Origin of the sequence: Psychrobacter sp. Ps4, assembly GCF_022129285.1 — a bacterium.
In the GTDB taxonomy this organism is placed as follows: Bacteria; Pseudomonadota; Gammaproteobacteria; order Pseudomonadales; family Moraxellaceae; genus Psychrobacter; species Psychrobacter immobilis_A.
This window is the reverse complement of record NZ_JADQAK010000007.1, coordinates 66354-83052: the sequence shown is the minus strand read 5'-3', so window position 1 is coordinate 83052 and position 16699 is coordinate 66354. Positions and strand designations below refer to the sequence as shown.

At 42.6% G+C, this 16699-nt stretch carries 13 protein-coding genes; all 13 read right to left on the bottom strand.

Translation table 11 applies throughout. From position 1 onward, the window contains the following. Positions 1 to 44: 44 nt before the first annotated feature. The 13 genes from I3252_RS05995 to gspF all read right to left on the bottom strand — a co-directional run bounded on the left by I3252_RS05995 (position 45) and on the right by gspF (position 16691). A complete protein-coding gene (locus I3252_RS05995) occupies positions 45 to 458 on the bottom strand; it encodes a type IV pilin protein (RefSeq protein WP_275949299.1) in 414 nt (137 codons plus the stop codon). A gap of 14 nt (positions 459 to 472) precedes the next feature. After that, positions 473 to 1075 carry a prepilin-type N-terminal cleavage/methylation domain-containing protein gene (locus I3252_RS14250; RefSeq protein WP_275949298.1) on the bottom strand — a complete coding sequence of 201 codons (603 nt, stop codon included), beginning with the start codon at positions 1073 to 1075 and terminating at the stop codon, positions 473 to 475. Beyond that, the gene (locus I3252_RS05980) at positions 1068 to 5060 is read right to left on the bottom strand and encodes a PilC/PilY family type IV pilus protein (protein ID WP_238034543.1); all 3993 of its coding nucleotides are present in this window, start codon (positions 5058 to 5060) and stop codon (positions 1068 to 1070) included. The genes I3252_RS14250 and I3252_RS05980 overlap by 8 nt, the downstream gene beginning before the upstream one ends. 41 nt (positions 5061 to 5101) lie before the next feature. Then, on the bottom strand, positions 5102 to 6040 hold the full coding sequence (locus tag I3252_RS05975) for a pilus assembly PilX N-terminal domain-containing protein (RefSeq protein WP_238034542.1): 939 nt from the start codon (positions 6038 to 6040) through the stop codon (positions 5102 to 5104). A gap of 44 nt (positions 6041 to 6084) precedes the next feature. Continuing rightward, positions 6085 to 7194, bottom strand: a complete 1110-nt coding sequence (locus I3252_RS05970) for a PilW family protein (RefSeq protein WP_201560043.1) — start codon at positions 7192 to 7194, stop codon at positions 6085 to 6087. Next, positions 7194 to 7757 carry a type IV pilus modification protein PilV gene (gene pilV, locus I3252_RS05965; RefSeq protein ID WP_201560013.1) on the bottom strand — a complete coding sequence of 188 codons (564 nt, stop codon included), beginning with the start codon at positions 7755 to 7757 and terminating at the stop codon, positions 7194 to 7196. Before pilV ends, I3252_RS05970 begins: the two co-directional genes overlap by 1 nt. After that, the gene (locus I3252_RS05960) at positions 7757 to 8236 is read right to left on the bottom strand and encodes a prepilin-type N-terminal cleavage/methylation domain-containing protein (protein WP_201560014.1); all 480 of its coding nucleotides are present in this window, start codon (positions 8234 to 8236) and stop codon (positions 7757 to 7759) included. The genes pilV and I3252_RS05960 overlap by 1 nt, the downstream gene beginning before the upstream one ends. Positions 8237 to 8604: 368 nt before the next feature. Then, on the bottom strand, positions 8605 to 9456 hold the full coding sequence (locus I3252_RS05955) for a ComF family protein (RefSeq protein ID WP_201560015.1): 852 nt from the start codon (positions 9454 to 9456) through the stop codon (positions 8605 to 8607). A gap of 27 nt (positions 9457 to 9483) precedes the next feature. Next, entirely contained in the window at positions 9484 to 10911 is a 1428-nt protein-coding gene (locus I3252_RS05950; protein ID WP_201560016.1) for a phospholipase A, read from the bottom strand. A gap of 359 nt (positions 10912 to 11270) precedes the next feature. Next, a complete protein-coding gene (locus tag I3252_RS05945; RefSeq protein WP_238034541.1) occupies positions 11271 to 13406 on the bottom strand; it encodes a protein-disulfide reductase DsbD domain-containing protein in 2136 nt (711 codons plus the stop codon). Positions 13407 to 13473: 67 nt separating this feature from the next. Then, entirely contained in the window at positions 13474 to 14037 is a 564-nt protein-coding gene (locus I3252_RS05940; RefSeq protein ID WP_238034540.1) for a protein-disulfide reductase DsbD domain-containing protein, read from the bottom strand. A gap of 263 nt (positions 14038 to 14300) precedes the next feature. Beyond that, positions 14301 to 14759, bottom strand: coding sequence for a type II secretion system major pseudopilin GspG (gspG, locus tag I3252_RS05935; protein ID WP_238034570.1), 459 nt, complete (start codon positions 14757 to 14759; stop codon positions 14301 to 14303). A 729-nt stretch (positions 14760 to 15488) separates the two neighbouring features. Continuing rightward, positions 15489 to 16691, bottom strand: a complete 1203-nt coding sequence (gene gspF / locus I3252_RS05930) for a type II secretion system inner membrane protein GspF (RefSeq protein WP_109591221.1) — start codon at positions 16689 to 16691, stop codon at positions 15489 to 15491. Positions 16692 to 16699: the final 8 nt, after the last annotated feature.

The following is a 16699-nucleotide window of genomic DNA, read 5'->3' as shown; positions in this document are numbered from 1 at the left end:
AAATCAAACTGACGTTTTTTGTCAATCAGCCCTAAATATCCATTTTATCGCCATTCATTATCCATACCACAGGTTGCGTTGCGACATTTCAGCCCACGATAGTCAAACGTTAGATCACCATCACCAGCCATTCGGGTACCTGCTATGGGTGACGCTATAATTGTCCATTCATAAGTCAGCGGATCTGGATCAAAGCTGATCGTATAAAGTGAATTACTTTGTGGGAAATTACCACCGAGACCAGTGAGTAACGCGTTGCTATATTGCCCTTGTGCCAGCTTGCGACTTTTGATAGTAGCAGCAATGTTTTGTAACTCGCTCATCGTATCGGCACGATGACTTCTTTCAATATATCCCTGATAGCTTGGGTAAGCGATAGCCGCTAAGATACCGATGATAGCAACGACTATCAGCAACTCTATAAGCGTAAAGCCTCGTGTCTGGTTTATCTTTGTCATATTATTTTTCATTATTACCACACCTGAGCATTATTACCACAGTCTACTGCTCCAATCGCGATAGTCGTCGTTGTCATACATCTGATACCAGAGCTAGTAAGCATGATTTTGCTGCCAGTTTTGATATAACCAGTAGGATTAGGTGCTGCAAGCATTTTCCATGTGCGTCCTGTGACATTGTCCACACCTATCGCTGCGACTAAGCTTTTAGGCGTGCCTGATGTATCACCATCAACTAGGGTAATGCGATAGGTGTAATCATCGCCACTACCCGCAGGCACATTGATGATGGTATCATCCGTGTCTGCATAGCTGTAATCAGTATCACCATTGCTATCAACTGTTTGTGGTACAAAGCCTTTATAAGTGAGAGCAGTAGCACGCCAACGCTCTAGCTCTAACTGTAACTGCAGCATCTTGGCTTGGGTGTCACGTTCAGCATTAACGATCGTATATTGTCTATAGCTTGGGACAGCGATAGCTGCCAAAATAGCTAAGATAACCACAACGATCATCACCTCAATGAGCGTGAAGCCTTTTTGGGCAGTTGGGTCTCCGTAGCGACTTGCCAACACACCGCTCAATAACCGCTGAAAGCTGTTGCCATGTCTAGTCATTCACTGACTCCGATAACTGCTCATACCATCTGGTAGTAAATAAGCGGTAGTCCATAATACTGACATTACCACCGCCAGAGCCACTAGCGTTTTCATTGTTTGCATCAAGACTCGATCCTTTACAACTACCGCTAGGACAGCTGGTATCTAATCCTGAATCTTTATCTGATGACCAAGCACCACCAAACTCGAGACGATTATCTGAGTTAACTAACTCACTAAATGACTGAGTACCTAGCATGATGCGCGTGGTAGGGTTCGCTGGATTGAACGCACCGAAAGCCAGCTCTTGAATACCTTTACCTGCACGTACAAACCCAGCTGTACCATTTGATGATTTGTCTGTTGTAGCACCCTCTTGCTCACAGATACCGTAAGGCAAGCAGTATATCTGACGCTCTGAACCACCAACGATCTGAGCCGCACAGCCACTGGTATCATCATATTTCATTTCTGGGCTATATGCCGTCATATAATAAAGACCACCAACGGCCATGCCATCACCCATCGATTTAACATTTTTAACTTTACTATTACCGTCAAACTGATTCAATGGATAGAACCAACCTTGTGAAGTTGCGACATTTGGCCGCATCGGTGATTTCACGCCTGCCTTAGTTGCACTGGTATTGCTTTGATTAAAAGGCAATTCAATCAAATTGTCTGAATTAAGGTCTTTGGTCGCTAGCGTTATCATTGCATCCTTACCATACAGTCCTGGACTGGCGATATCTCGATCAATAATACCGAACAGTCGATCAGACTGGCTAGGGATCGTATTGCGTAAACGCGATATTGGATTACTTCTATCACCAGAGGCAATGTTGACTAGCGCAAATAGAACGCTTTGATCTTTATAAAAGCTCACAGATGGCTGACCATAAAACCGGCGCTGTAGCCCTTCTGTTTCGAGTGTTCCTGAGTTAGCATCAAGTACTTTTACGATGCGGCGGGTAAAGTTATTGATACCAGCACTGCCACTGATAGCCTGCCCATTACGCAAATCTACGCGAAACAACTTTCCACCTAAATCAGCAAAATATAGATGATCAATCATGCCATCATCATCACGATCTAGCGTGGTAATTTTACCTACTACGCTATGTTTCATCTCGGACACTTGAATATGTTTGCCAGAGGCACCTGAGGTTCGGCCTGATATCGACCAAATTATATCGCCTGTTTTGGCGTCTGCAATATAGACTGCATTACCATCTGCAACTGGTTTACTTTTACATTCTGCAAACTCATTGTTTGAACTGTTCAGCTTAAATGTCGGGTCTTCATAGCACTCATCGTAACCGCCACCGAAGATAATTACATCTTTAATGCTATTTTTTCCCGTACCAACTTTTATCTTACCAGAGACTGGTTCACTCCATACCTTTCCTAATGCCTGATAATCACCTGTTGCATCGAGGCTAAACAGCATTTTTGGACTGTTTAGGTTGCTAACATCTAGACCATATAGTCCTTTACCACCTTGGCGAAGACCACCATAGACATAGACTTTATCAGCAACAATTTTGCCAGATGACTCAGATGTGGGCGAACTAAAATCGTACTTATAACTGCCTTGAACTGCCCACGGCGCATCAATGCCAAAGACAGGCGCATCTGCGATAGTACCCTCTGGCTGCAAGGCTTCAATCTGCTTATTAAGAATAGTCTTTGGGATAAATGCCAGACTCTCTTGTCCACTATCTGCTGAAGCGATATGCAAAGCACCTTCCATGGAGCCAAACATCACATAGTCATCGCGGCTACTCTCATCAGTCGCCACCATACCTGCATCGGCATCTATTTTACCATCACCATCAGCATCTTTGTCATTCGCATTAATCTTGGCACCATAAGAGATGAGTGTCGGTCTGGAGTGGATGACACCACCCAGCACTTTTATGTCACCTGGTGGCTTAATGATGATTTTTTTGAGCTCTGCTTGCACGCCTACAGCGGAAGTATTGATACGATTCGCTTCTGCCTGAGTGGGGCTGGCATCATAACCTAAGAAGCTTAATAGGTATAATTTCCTCAAGGTATTATATGAGTTATCAAGTGTGTCGAATCCTTGCAGTACGCCGTCTTTGACACCTACTTTAAGCAGTTGTGTTTTACCACCCACAGTGTTTTCGACATAGACATTACGTGTGGTATTATCTGTAGTCTTTGGAGTCTTTAGCTGAGCATAAAAACCACCCGCTGTGATTCTATTGTTTACGTTAATGCTGTCGCCAGCATCGTTGAGCATAGTTTCATTCTTTGTGCTCCAAATATCTTGGGCATCTGGGTTTAAGTCATCAGGAAAACCATCCCCATCCTCATCGATATAAAGTCTTTTGTCATCTTGTCCAAACAATGTGGCTTGCTTAACGTGATACTTCTTTAGATTGCCTGGCCAGATTGCCACATTACTACCTACCTTTGGCTCTAACATCGGCAGATAAGCATAGGGTTTCACGCCCAAACTACTGAGCGGATCTGCGGGGACTGTGATGGTACCGGCTGGGACACTTGGTAACTCTGCCTTTAGGTCTTCGATGACCGATAGCACACTACCGACGATATCTTTGGTATCTTTAGCAAAATAAAAACCACCTTGTCCGTAGCCACCGACACCATCATAGATGCCCGATTCCATACCTAGGTTGCATGCATTGCGCGCGTCAGGGTTGTCACTAGCTGATATTTGCGAGCAGTCATAAAACTTTTTCTCATATTTATATGGTGCACCATTACTATCTGTAAATTTATTAAGAATGATTTCTTTAGATTGGTAATTGCGAGGGTTGTTAACTGTACTAAAATCTGCACCAAAGCCAACCATTGCTGTAGTCACATTTCGCTTGGTACGTAACTGCTTTGCAAACTCTCCCATGCACTGCCATCTACCATCCGATGACTCACCTTGTAGTAGCCCATTGAAGCTAGGGCAAGACAATGCTGAGGTGTTTAGAGCGGTACCCATCATACGTCCTAATGCGGTCTCATTATTCATGTTATTAGGAGAGCCATCGGTCAACAGATAGACGCCTTTTGCCCCGCATTCCTGCGTTGGCGGGGCTATATAAGACTTATTAGTACCACTACCGCGCACAATATCGCTATCATAAGTATCCATCATGCCACTGTAGGAGTTAGACGAATACCCTCCTAATGTACTGTTACCTAACATATAAGCACCTGCTTCAGTAAAGGCTGTAGCCATCGGTGTAACACCTGAGGCTCGTAGATCTCCTAAGAAGTCTTTGATCTTTTGTTTTTGGGCTGTGTCTAAAGGTTTGGCTGCGACCTTAATGCGGCCTTGCCTGTCATTATCACCATAGGCAAAAGCACCTACGCCCATAACGATATCCTCATTGAGGTTCTCAAACTCAAGCAGCTCTATCAGCGCAAGCTTCAGCTTTGACATACGGTCATAAACTCTTTCACCATCTTTTTCGCAGTACTCTAAGCGTATACCATTTACATCTTCAACAATAGGATTATAAGTTGGTGCGTAGAATGTATTTCTATTATTGCTCATAACACATACTTGATTATCTTTACCCTTTAATTCCGATGCTGTATACATTTCATAATTTCGATAGTAAGTAAGACCGGATGGAATATCTCCATAGTTATTATATTGATAAAAAGTATACGTATAATCATCATTGTTTCGGCAACGCCACTTATTACAAACCTTACTATAAGCCTCATATATAGTATTATATTTATAATCTTCATCTTGTGTGAAGCTATGATCACCACCCATACTGCCTGACTTATCTAGCATTAAGGTAAGAGTAGGTTTGTTTGATTCGGTACTGGGTTGATAAATAGTCAAGTCGCCAAGCTTGTTATAGCTTGCGTTGCCACTGACATCGTACGAGGTGCCAGCGTGGGTTATAACTGAAGATGCCATGAGTGCACCCACCGCCAACGTGATAGCAGCAGGACGAAACTGTAATGGTAAAGCAAAGGTCGATTGAATGAGTTTCATGTTGAGCTCCTACTATATGCGAATTATAGATATTGGTCACGTTACTTTGCTGATTGAGCGATATTGCCATTCGGCGTTAAGCCTAATAAATCCTGACACGCTTGAGATATTGTACCGTCACCTTTACCATAACCCTCATCTATACAGTTTTCAGAATTGACATCATTCTCTAGCTTGGCTTCTTTAACTAGCACCTTGGCTGGTACACCAATCTTGGCCAAACACTCGTTACGCGTCTCGCCAAAATATGTATTTTGAGTAGGGTCATCTTCGTCAGTTCCAGCTACAAATGATTCAGCATTTTCGCTAGGTTTTTTAAGACACTCGGTAATCTTTGCGTCTGATACGTTTGACATCGCTGGCAAGAAAGAGGTGGAGTGTATTCGAAAACTTGGTGAGCTACTAGTTGCATCCTCTGAATTGACAGTTATCTCTAACGGCACATTTCCAAATGGCGTCACTGGTAACGACTGAGTATTTGGTCTGGTCACTGACACCTGAGTCATGACATTTTGACGAGCATTGACAAAATCATCAGCTTGGCTAGGACGACAAAAACCACTTGAACCCGCACCCCCTACCAACTTACTTTGCCCAGATGGAGTATTAATAGTTGCCTCAGACATCTTAAAAAAATAGCTTTGGCGTGGGCGATAACAAAACAGTACCTGATCACCACGGTTTGACGTGGCACCCGTATTCAAAAAGTAACCAAAAAATCCGAGCGACCCGAGGATATTAGCTTTTTCACTGCTGTAGGCTGGATCATTAATAATATTTTCGATATTCTTGTTAGATGTATCTGAAGTGGTTAATAGTAAGGTATCAACCTGATCACTAGTTGCTAAGCGCAATGATGTCATGCTATTTCGTACAGCAATGACACCTACGACAATAATCAATAGCAGAAACATTAAAACTACGATTAATGTAGCTCCATCCTGAGAAGTTGGCAGCTGATATTTAGGATACTTATTCATAATATTATTACCTAAGTGGGACAGGTTTACACATCAGGTTCTGCTTAATCATCCATAACACTTATGTTTCTTAATGTCACATACGACTCTACTACTGTGCGCAGATACTTTTTGCTCAATCCATTATTCAAGGTAGAGACTTTACCTAATACAGTAAACTCAGATGGACCTTCTTCATTTAGCACTGCATTATCAGAGCGCAAAATTAAACCGTACTTTATTCCTATGATAGATGGTTGATCTTTAAGGTCTAAATCTAAGTAGTCTTGCACCGTATAATACTGTAGCTCATCACCTTTTCTAGTCGATAATAATATATCGAAGTAATCTACATTGGCCATAACCTCTTGACCGGCATCACCGAAATCTTTTATTTCGTTGTTGCTGGTGAAATTAATAGACTGGGGAAGATTTTCTGCCGGTTTGCTTTGTTCAATATAATCATCCATTATTTCGGTAATATACTTGCCTGCATCACAGTATAAAGAGAGCTCTGTAGGTTTTGATGGGTTAGGTGCCTTTAAATAAAAACGCTCTATGATAATTTGACCGTCAATGACTTCCTTTACTCCACCAATAGTAACTTGTCTTGACCCTAAAGCCAGTTTCCCTTCGCAGTCATACATGTCTTGCGGCGCACGGTACTGAATTGTTAATTGACCACTTTTTGAGCTCACATTACTCAGCCCAGTCCACTCGTTTTCCTTCGTGCCCACAGTTTGATCACCAGTACGAGTCAACAAAGCTACCTCTACAGGAGAGCCACCTAAAGTAATATTTTTAGGTACTTTTGGATCACCGCCTAGATCTTTAGGGTTACGAAAGTTATCTAACGTTTCATTCCCATCCTCGTCCTCTATTGCGTTATCAGCACTCGTTAAGACAATACCAGAACCAGGTTGGTCAGCTGCAACTTTATCTGCTAACCCCAAGTTTGCAAGACGAATTTTTCTTTCGATAGTAGGTATATTGAAGGTAGCATCCTCAACTAACTCTGAAGCGCTTGCTTGAACACCTGCTGTTTTTGCATTGATCATATAAACTTGTACTGCTGCTGCAGATATTAGTAAGCCCAAAAACAGCGATACCATAAGCTCTATTAATGTAAATCCTATTTGATATTTTCGATAATCTTGAAGCGTTAAGATTCTCATTAATAAGCCTCCATTATTAAACAGCGAGAACCTAATTTGTACGAACCATTACTGTCTCCACAAGCATTGTCTTCACTGTCATCTAAAACAGGTATCGTGTTACCCCATGAGGTAATAATGCATTGTCTGGCATTTATATCAGCCATCTCTGGGCAGTTGGTCATGTTTAGCATTATGTCTTGCTCACAACCTAAATTAGCTGCCTGCCATGTGTTTAATGCTGCTATTTCTTCCGCGCTACACGCATCTGACTTGCAGCTATCTTGATCAAAACCGCTGCTTGCCTGTGATACTTTGGCACAATACTCAGTAATATTCTCTGTACCTTGATTTAAAGTATTTAACTCTGTCATAAAGTCATCAGCGACTAAAGTATTCAAACGCATATTTTCTGATAGCTGTTTTGACATACTCATAGCACGACTACGTACTAAGCTCTCATCTGTAGCATTAAGTGCATTGATCTGCAAAGCGCTAAATCCTAATACAGCAACTGCTAATAGTAGCAAAGCCACCATGACCTCGATCAAACCTATACCATTCTGGCTACTAAACTGAGTCATTAACAACTTCCTCCTAATATAGTACTTATATTAGCGATTTCAGTAACGATAACCTGCATCGTAGCAGATGATTTGTCATCACATATATTATAAATAACTGCATCTGCACGCTTACTTGGACTAAATGTAATAGAAGATTTATTCGCTTTTATGGTACTTTTTGAGCTATAGCTATAGCTTGCCACTTCATCGGGGCTAACAGCTTTTGTTTCTATGTTCATAGAATGAGTGCTATCATCGAAGCTAAACTCAACTTCCTGTCGCCGAATCACACTCTCTACCTTAGCTTCTTTTAGTGCATTAACGAGCGTCGCAGTCGTTGACTTCACTCTTTGATTAGCCAACTGATTACTGATGCTGGGCGCGGCAATACCGACAATAATAGCAAGCACAGCAATCGTCACCATCAGTTCAATCAGGGTAAATCCTGAGTTGGTTGTTCGTAGCGTAAGTGGTAGATTATTTGTAGATGCGTTCACATCAAATCCCTATTTATAACGGCAATTTTATAATGACTATTGTTTGTCTAATACCAATACTGAACCAAAAAAACTAACAATGAATTCATATTTTCGTATCATTTTTGCCAGTCTTTTTATTGTTATTTAATAAAAATGATGCAATTTTTGTTCCATAATATTTAACAAAAGTTTTGCATAGAAATAACAATAGCCATAGCAGTTATGCAAGCTATTTAGAAAATATCATTTTATAAGCAATGCTATTGAGTGATAAGCACAGTATTTTGGAATATTAATAACAAATAAACATATATTATTTTAATAATATAGCGTTAAGGCAACATATTAGCAATATATTAGTAGTTAGCAATAGAGAGGAACAGATTTTAAGACTGATTTCCATGCGCTAAAGCATAGGCAGAAAGATGGTATTTATAATTGGTTTGAATATCTGACATGGTGACTGTTTCAGACGGGGTAAGCAGTGTACGCCCCAATGCTTGTAAACTGGCACCCGTGGTCGCAACATCATCAAACAATAATAAGCGTTTCACAGGAGGCTTTTCGATTAAAACAAAAGCATTGTCTAGATTACTTAGGCGCTCAGCACGTGTAAGCCCTTGTTGACTGACAGTGTCGTCAATACGCTTTACACCATGCCATAAAGGTATCTGCCAATGCTTAGACAATTGCGCGGATAAAATACTGACAGGATCGAAGCCACGTTTGACCAGTCGTTGCTCGGTTGTTGGCATAGCGACAATCACGCTATTATCATGATGACAACCATGAGGACGTGGTAGCTGACGTATAGCATGTAACAATAACGGCAATTTGGTCATGTCTTCATGGTGCTTAAAAGCTCTGATCGCTTGACGCAGCGGATACTCATAATAAGTCGCCGTTTGGATAGATAAAACCGTACCAGTAGCAATGTCAACATTGAAAGGTTTCGGCAACCACGCGATACTGTCATGACAATGTGAGCAAAGTAGTCCGCTGTTAAAACCGTGGTTAAATTGCTGGCGCAAATTAGCAAAAAACGAAGGATTGTTTGGCAAGGGGTTTAGAGAGTGCGGTGTAGGATCAGCCGTTGGCAAGCTACTAAAACTTGATGAGAGGTAATTTTGAAGTAGCTGAGATTGTGGCGTGCTGCGATAAATACGGCACAACTGGCAGCGTATATCGAGATACTCTGCCAGCCATAGTCCGGTTTGATAAGGCGCTAAAAGTCGCATGGACGATTGTCAAAATGTGCGCTGATATTAGAAACCTTTCCAATCATTCAGTACGATACCAAAGCCAATAGAGGTATTTTCGTGGTTGTAATCGATGATGGATTCGCCATAGCCTTGGAAAACCTGCACAAAGCCATTAACATTTTCTGATAATGGATAAATATAATCGACTTGCGCCGCCCCTTTATTGGTGCTTGGATTGTAGCGCAATGTACCGCTCAGGCTCTGTTGATCAGGCAAATCATATAAGAATTTGATATCACCATAACCCATGTAGTCCTCGATATCTGGATTGTCTTCACTGCTGCTGCTTTCACTATTCACTCGAGCCCACAGGCGCGGTACGATTGATAGCTTACCCCACTCTGCCCCTGCCATGAGATAAGCACGGTTCCATGAGCGTGATAACGGATCGTCTTGTCCATTAGAATGATGAATGGCACCAGCACCAAGCATACGAAGACGACCACCAAAAGGTAAATCTGCTGTCACTGGCTGAGTCAAAAATATTTCAGGCTGATAGTCGGTGGCACGGAATGGTCGCGAGTTGTCTTCGTTATAAACTTGCCAATGTGACTCTTGGGTATAACCAAACCACAAATCAGCACTGGTATCGAATAAGTCTTCGGCAACTTTGGTCTTCAAAGACAACTGAAATTTTAGTTCAGTATTGCGTATGTCATTAGAAGAAAAGGACTCAGTTTCCTGTGACGGCGTGCTTGGATCTAGGTTAGGGTCAAAGGTATAAAATACTGGCAATACATAGGTTGGTCGGTATGGTCTGACGGTCCAAGTTCCACGCTCACTGTTTTTATCGAGATCATAGGATAAACTAAGCGGTGTGTATTTTTCGATATCTGTTTGAGTGACACCAACATTTTCTAAAACTTGTGCTTCTCTTTGCGTTAGCCCAACGGTGTCTAAACCTTCATTAGTAGCAGGTGCGCGCGCAACTGAGTCAGTAGCGGCATTATTAGCACCAGCAATGGTAGACTTTTCTTCTACAAAGACAACTTGCGGATTACCTGAAAGCGTACTTTGAAAGGTTTTTGCCAAATCTACTGGCTGCTTAGTTGTGGTGTAGCTCGGTGTTTTACCTTCTTCGGCTACTTTGTCAAAGCAAGCCAAACGTGCGGCACTGGTCTGTACTTGGGTACATTCAAAAAACAATTTTGCTTGCTGAGCGATAAATTCTTTACTGACTACTTGGCGATCTTGCGCAGCTGTATTGGCATCCTGTGACACCTGATAATCTTCAAACTCAAACGCTGCCTCCGGTACTGGTAACTCATTATCGCTCTGAGTTTTATCGGCAGCTTGGACTTGCACGGTCAAGCAGGTTAACGCTAGACCAACAGCAATATTCAAATAATGCTTTCTTGTCTGAAATAAAGTGTTTTTGCGCGCGGTAATAAGAGGCATAGGGCGGCGCTGTGCGGTGATATGGGAAAACATAAGTGTCCTTTATCTAACTGACATTATCGCCAGCAGAGTATATAAGATAATGAGTATGACCATTAGCGTCATCGCTAAAATAAACCCAATGACATTCAGACATAGAAGTCAGCAATTACAACGAGTAATGCGCCTTCAGCATTGTTGCTTTATTGTAATGAAAATGTGTGTACTATACTAGCCTTATCGCTGCCCTATACCAATGTAAATATCAATAATCAACGCTAAACCAAATGCTTAGCGTCAGGATGATAAGTAACCATTGGTAAAAATAGAAGAGCCAACGTACTGTATGAATAGTACATTGGCTCTTTTGTATTGTTAAGCCTTTAGAAAAGACTTATTCATTTTATTAAGTATCAGTTATTAAGCATCGTCAACGTTTGCTCAAATTCTGGACGATCAATCTCACCTACTTGTTGATTGGTCAACTGACCGTCTTGATAATACAGCAATGCTGGCGGGCCAAACAATTTATAGCGCGCTAAGATTGCTTTAGAATCGTCAGTAGTTTCTGTTATATCCAGTCTCACCAACTGCCAATCCTGCATCTGCGCTGGACGATTATGAAATAAGTTTTTATCCATAATACGGCACTCGATACACCATTCAGCAGTGACATCGACAAGCACTTTAGGGTTAGCGGCGATAATGGCATCTAATTCAGTCAGCGTTGTGGCGGTTTTATCTGTTGTATTACTCATGGCTGGCTGACCAGTCGTCTGCATCATCGGAGCAGCACTCAAAGATGCCAGCGGATGCAAGCTATCATCGTTACCCAACGCCGCGCCGATGACTAAACATGTTGCCCAAATACCAGCGATTAACCCCAATGCTTGGGTCAGCATACGACCTTTACCCAACCAACTCCATGCCCACATCGCTACAACCATAAACCATAATGCCCATACCATTAGCATCACGGGTGAGATAAAGACGCGCTCAATTAATAATAAAGCAACGGCAAAGAGTAATAAGGCAAAACCTTGCTTAACCCAGTTCATCCACGCGCCCGCCTTCGGCATAATTTTACCTTGGGTGGCACCAATTAAGATAAGCGGTGCGGATAAACCAAAACCCAACATAAATAAAGCCGCAAAACCCAGTAGTGGACTACCAATCGTCGATACGGCAAGCAGTGCCCCAAACAATGGCGCAGAAACACAAGGAGATACTACGAGCGCAGATAAGAAACCCGCGATTAAACTACCGCCCGTACTGCCCAGCTTGCTATCCCCTGCTTGACTCAAGCCTTGCATTTTATTACTAATAAATCTTGGTAAGCGGATACTAAACACACCCAGCATATATAGTGCAAGCAGGACAAAAACAATCGCAAAACCAATCAGGATAATGGGGTTTTGTAGCCAGCCGATAATGCCTAATGATTCACCAAACACGGCGATAACTGCGCCCAAAATACCATAAGCTGTTGCCACGCCAATAGCGTAACTGGTGGTGAGAATAACACCGCGTTTCACCGTTGGGTTTTCCTCACGGGCAACGATATTGGCAACGATTGGCAACATTGGTAGTACGCATGGTGTCAATGCCAAACCCAGCCCTGCTAAAAACAATAATACCAATGCCAACCAAGGATGAGAAGCCAGACCAAAAGGATCGCTATCAGTGGCATTATCTCCAGCAACAGTATTGTTGGTTGTCGCAGAAACCTCACTTGTCGCAGTGCCATCGACGCCTTGTTCATCTGCGCCAGAAATCGTATTGGTAGCGCCAAGCTCTCCCTCTAAAGCCTCATCATCCAACAAGGCGTAATCAATCACCCCATCATCAGTCAGCGCTTGCTCTGCTGCAAGACTATCGGCAACCGTCGCACTTGACTCAGCGGTGTTGTCATTATCTGTCAGACTGTTGTTATTAGCAGCTTCTTGAGTAGAAGTACTGGCGCTATTTCCTGCAATTTGTGGCGTTGTAGCAGCGATATCAATCGTCGTTTTAATTTTTTCAGGTGGATAGCATAGTCCTGCTTTGGCACAGCCTTGCCAGCCAATCACCACGGCGGCATCGTTGACGCTTTTACCATTACTGCTGCTCAAGGTCGTCGTCGCCACCATATTCGCTTGGTCAAACACCAGTACTTTTCCGAATGTTGGATCATCGATTGACACTGGCTTTTGACTAAAGGTAAAAGGCGCAGCGGTCACGCCAGCTGGCAACGTCAGTTTGATTTGGTCTTTATAAACATAATGCTCAGGCGTAATGTCAAAATTAATGGCTAAGCGCGTGCCATTATTGGTAGTTTTACTGCTATCACTGACTTGGAAAGCTTTGTCCACTGGTAAAAACTTCGTCTGTGCTGCATTTTTATCACTGCTAAATAAATCACCCAGCCCTGCCGCATGAGTCATCATGGGCATCGCAGCCAGTCCTGTAAACAACGAACTACTAGAGACCGCAAACGCTAGTAGATAAGATTTTTTGGACGAGCGATGTACCGTTAGCGATGGTGTTTTTTCTATTGTCTTGATGGACATGAAGAGCTACCTATTTATTACCTAATATGCTATTTATTACCAATATTTGAGTCGATCGGCTTGTGGTCTATTTGCGTGTCACGGCGATATCAACCGTGGTTTTGATTTTCTCTGGCGGATAGCACAGCCCAGCTTTTGCACAGCCTTGCCAGCCAATGATAATCGGTGCATTTTTTGCGCCTTTACCATTGTTAGTAGTCAGAGTCGTGGTTGCTACCATGTTTTTTTGGGTAAAAACGGGAACCTTACCAAAGGTTGGGTCGTCAATGGAGACCGGCGACTGACTAAAAGTAAAGGGGGTTGCACTCACGCCCTTAGGAAAACTGAGAGTAAGCTGATCTTTATAGACATAATGACCTGGCGTAATATCAAAATTAATAGATAAGCGCGTGCCCTTAGAGGTGGCTTTAGTTCTGCTAATAACTTGAAACGCTTTATCGACAGGCAAAAAATTCGATTGTGCGGCACCATTATTAGCAAATAACTCGCCCAAACCTGCAGCTTGAGCGCTCATAGATGCCATTGACAACCCTATCATCAATGAAGTACTCATGATTGCAAGTGCGTGAGGCAACTTAGAGACTCGTTTATTTGTAATGACGGCTTGTGAATTAAGTTTGTTGGTAAACATGAGTAATGACCTCTACTGGCTGATTTTAATGACAAATGAGCGGGGCGATATGACTGGTATCAAACGTATAGCTTTTTGGAAAAATGGATGGTTTGACATTATCTATGGGATGCTATGCCACTTAGTTACTAATATAAAAATATCAACCAATAAGGTCTTATTGGTTGATATTTAAGAGCTTTAGAGCGACCGTCACCAATAAACATACTATGGAGTAAAGGATCGTTAGCTACCCATATTTTAACTGCTCATCAAGCTAATACTTATAATTGAGCATAAAGATCAGCATCTTGACCTTCACCGCCTTGCTGGCCATCTGCACCCAGCGAAAATAAATCATAAGGACGACCTTCACTGCCTGGGGCGACATATTGCATCTCGTTTTCCCAGCCATCTGTTGGATAGCCGCCTTTGATATAACCACCATCTGGGTAGTTTTTGGCCTCTGCTGGCGGTGTGGTTAATGCTTCTAAACCTTGTGCGGTAGTCGGATAGCGCGAATTATCAACCTTATACATATCAAGGGCGTTGGATACTGTAGCAAGCGCCGTTTCAGTGGTCTTGACACGAGCTTTATCACTTTGTCCCACCACTTTCGGGACAACTAAGCCTGCAAGAATTGCCAAGATTACAATCACGACCATGATCTCGATCAGAGTAAATCCAGACTGGTTATTCAGTGGCTGACGGGCTCTCGTACGAGCTGGCTTGTTGTAACTCATAGCACTTGTTGGCATAGTAGTTACTTGAATTTTGTCAATTATAGTCATCGCTTTTGTCATCGCTTTTGGCATCAGGGTGATGTAAATAGGAAAAGTGGCGTTTAAGTAACATTAATAATCGGCAATGATCGGCGTATTAATGAGCACTGAAACGATTATCACTATAAACCATGATTTTATTTTTATCTAGGGCGTGTCCTCAATTCAATCGTTTACTTTCTAAATGGCCTAAAAATAGCTAAATTTTGCCAAACATCGTCAAATAGCTTCTTAATATCTCGATATTATTTGCGCTACTTTCCTTGTTTGATGGCAATTTATCTCATTTTTATCACCATTTTTAAAATAAGGACACGCCCTAGCACCGCAAGTATATTGTTATGAACCTTGACTTTTATAAGCATCAATACTGAAGCACAGCATGACGAGTAATATAGTCGTTCCTATATAAATTAGATACTGTGTCAGGCTCGCTCAGTCTACTATGTGTAGTACTTTCACTCACCTTCCTTGTATCTAAATTATCTTGAACCGACTCCATTTATAAGGATAACTTTTGACTGACGCTTACTATAGCTTGATGGCTGGCTTTACCCTAATAAAAACGTGACTCAGTCAACAATCTACAACAGTAAGCAAATCTTAAGAAAGCTAGCGTAATATTTAGTAAGATGGCTACAATAGAAATGTGAGCGGGAGGCACACAAGCTCAGAAGGCTTAAGTGCTCATTATCCTGCCAGATCATTCATATTTACAATCGGCAGCATCACTGCCATCACGATAATCATGACTACCACGCCCATCAGCACTAGCATCAACGGCTCAAGTAGCGACAACAAGGTACTGATAAAGTTAGTGGCTTCCGCTTCCTGCATATTGGCGGCGCGGCTGAGCATGTTTTCAAGCTCGCCTGAGTTTTCGCCACTTTTAATCATTTGCACCATCATCGGCGGAAAGTAACTGGACTTTTCTAATTGACTCGATAAACTTGAGCCTTCCGTCACCCTATCAGCCGCAGTGATGATGGTTTTTTGAATATGTAAATTGGTCGTCACCGCCGCACCAATATGCAGTGCCTCAATTAACGGCACCCCTGAGCGTACCAATATCGCCAATGTACTGGCAAAACGTGCTGCATTCAGCCCTTTTGATAACCGCGCCAATATCGGTAGTCTTAGCACGATGCTGTCTATCGCTAACTTACCCGCTTGCGTCTGCGCGAAACGATAAAACAAAAACGCCGTTCCGGCCAATACTAGCAGCATCAGCCACCACCACTGCGTAATAAGATTAGATAGGCTAAGAACAATTTGGGTAATGAGCGGCAATGCCTGTTCAGACTGCTCAAACACTTTGACAATTTTGGGCACCACAAAACTCATCAAGCCCATAATCACGCCGACTGCCATCACCATCAGCACAATCGGATAAACCATCGCGCCTTGGATTTTCTTTTGCAATGCAAAGCGGTTTTCGGTGTAATCTGCCAACTGGTTCAAGATTAAATCTAAGTGACCTGACTTTTCTCCTGCCGCAATGGTCGCGATATATAGTGGTGGAAAACTGGCGGCTTGCTGCAATGCTCGCGCCAAGCTCAAACCTTCTAATACATGCGAGCGCACGGCAAGCATGAGAGATTTAATATGGGTTTTTGGTGACTGTTTGGCGACGGCGGCAAGCGTTTCCTCTAACGGAATACCCGCTGCCAATAATACCGATAATTGACGGGTCAGCAATGCCAACTCGTAAGCAGAGGGTTTTTTATAGCGGTTTTTATTCTGGTTTTGTCTGTCATTGACGGCACTGACTTCAACGGGCGTCCATTGTTTATCACGCAGCTGCTGGCGAACTTGTCGCGCAGAATCACCTTCGAGCAAGCCTTTTTGTACACTGCCATGGTCATCTAACGCTTTATAATGATAAGCGGGCATAGCAGCGA

Coding starts and splice junctions, on each gene's coding strand:
- I3252_RS05995 (WP_275949299.1), bottom strand. CDS start 458: ATGACAAAGATAAACCAGACACGAGGCTTTACGCTTATAGAGTTGCTG.
- I3252_RS14250 (WP_275949298.1), bottom strand. CDS start 1,075: ATGACTAGACATGGCAACAGCTTTCAGCGGTTATTGAGCGGTGTGTTG.
- I3252_RS05980 (WP_238034543.1), bottom strand. CDS start 5,060: ATGAAACTCATTCAATCGACCTTTGCTTTACCATTACAGTTTCGTCCT.
- I3252_RS05975 (WP_238034542.1), bottom strand. CDS start 6,040: ATGAATAAGTATCCTAAATATCAGCTGCCAACTTCTCAGGATGGAGCT.
- I3252_RS05970 (WP_201560043.1), bottom strand. CDS start 7,194: ATGAGAATCTTAACGCTTCAAGATTATCGAAAATATCAAATAGGATTT.
- pilV (WP_201560013.1), bottom strand. CDS start 7,757: ATGACTCAGTTTAGTAGCCAGAATGGTATAGGTTTGATCGAGGTCATG.
- I3252_RS05955 (WP_201560015.1), bottom strand. CDS start 9,456: ATGCGACTTTTAGCGCCTTATCAAACCGGACTATGGCTGGCAGAGTAT.
- I3252_RS05950 (WP_201560016.1), bottom strand. CDS start 10,911: ATGTTTTCCCATATCACCGCACAGCGCCGCCCTATGCCTCTTATTACC.
- I3252_RS05945 (WP_238034541.1), bottom strand. CDS start 13,406: ATGTCCATCAAGACAATAGAAAAAACACCATCGCTAACGGTACATCGC.
- I3252_RS05940 (WP_238034540.1), bottom strand. CDS start 14,037: ATGTTTACCAACAAACTTAATTCACAAGCCGTCATTACAAATAAACGA.
- gspG (WP_238034570.1), bottom strand. CDS start 14,759: ATGAGTTACAACAAGCCAGCTCGTACGAGAGCCCGTCAGCCACTGAAT.
- gspF (WP_109591221.1), bottom strand. CDS start 16,691: ATGCCCGCTTATCATTATAAAGCGTTAGATGACCATGGCAGTGTACAA.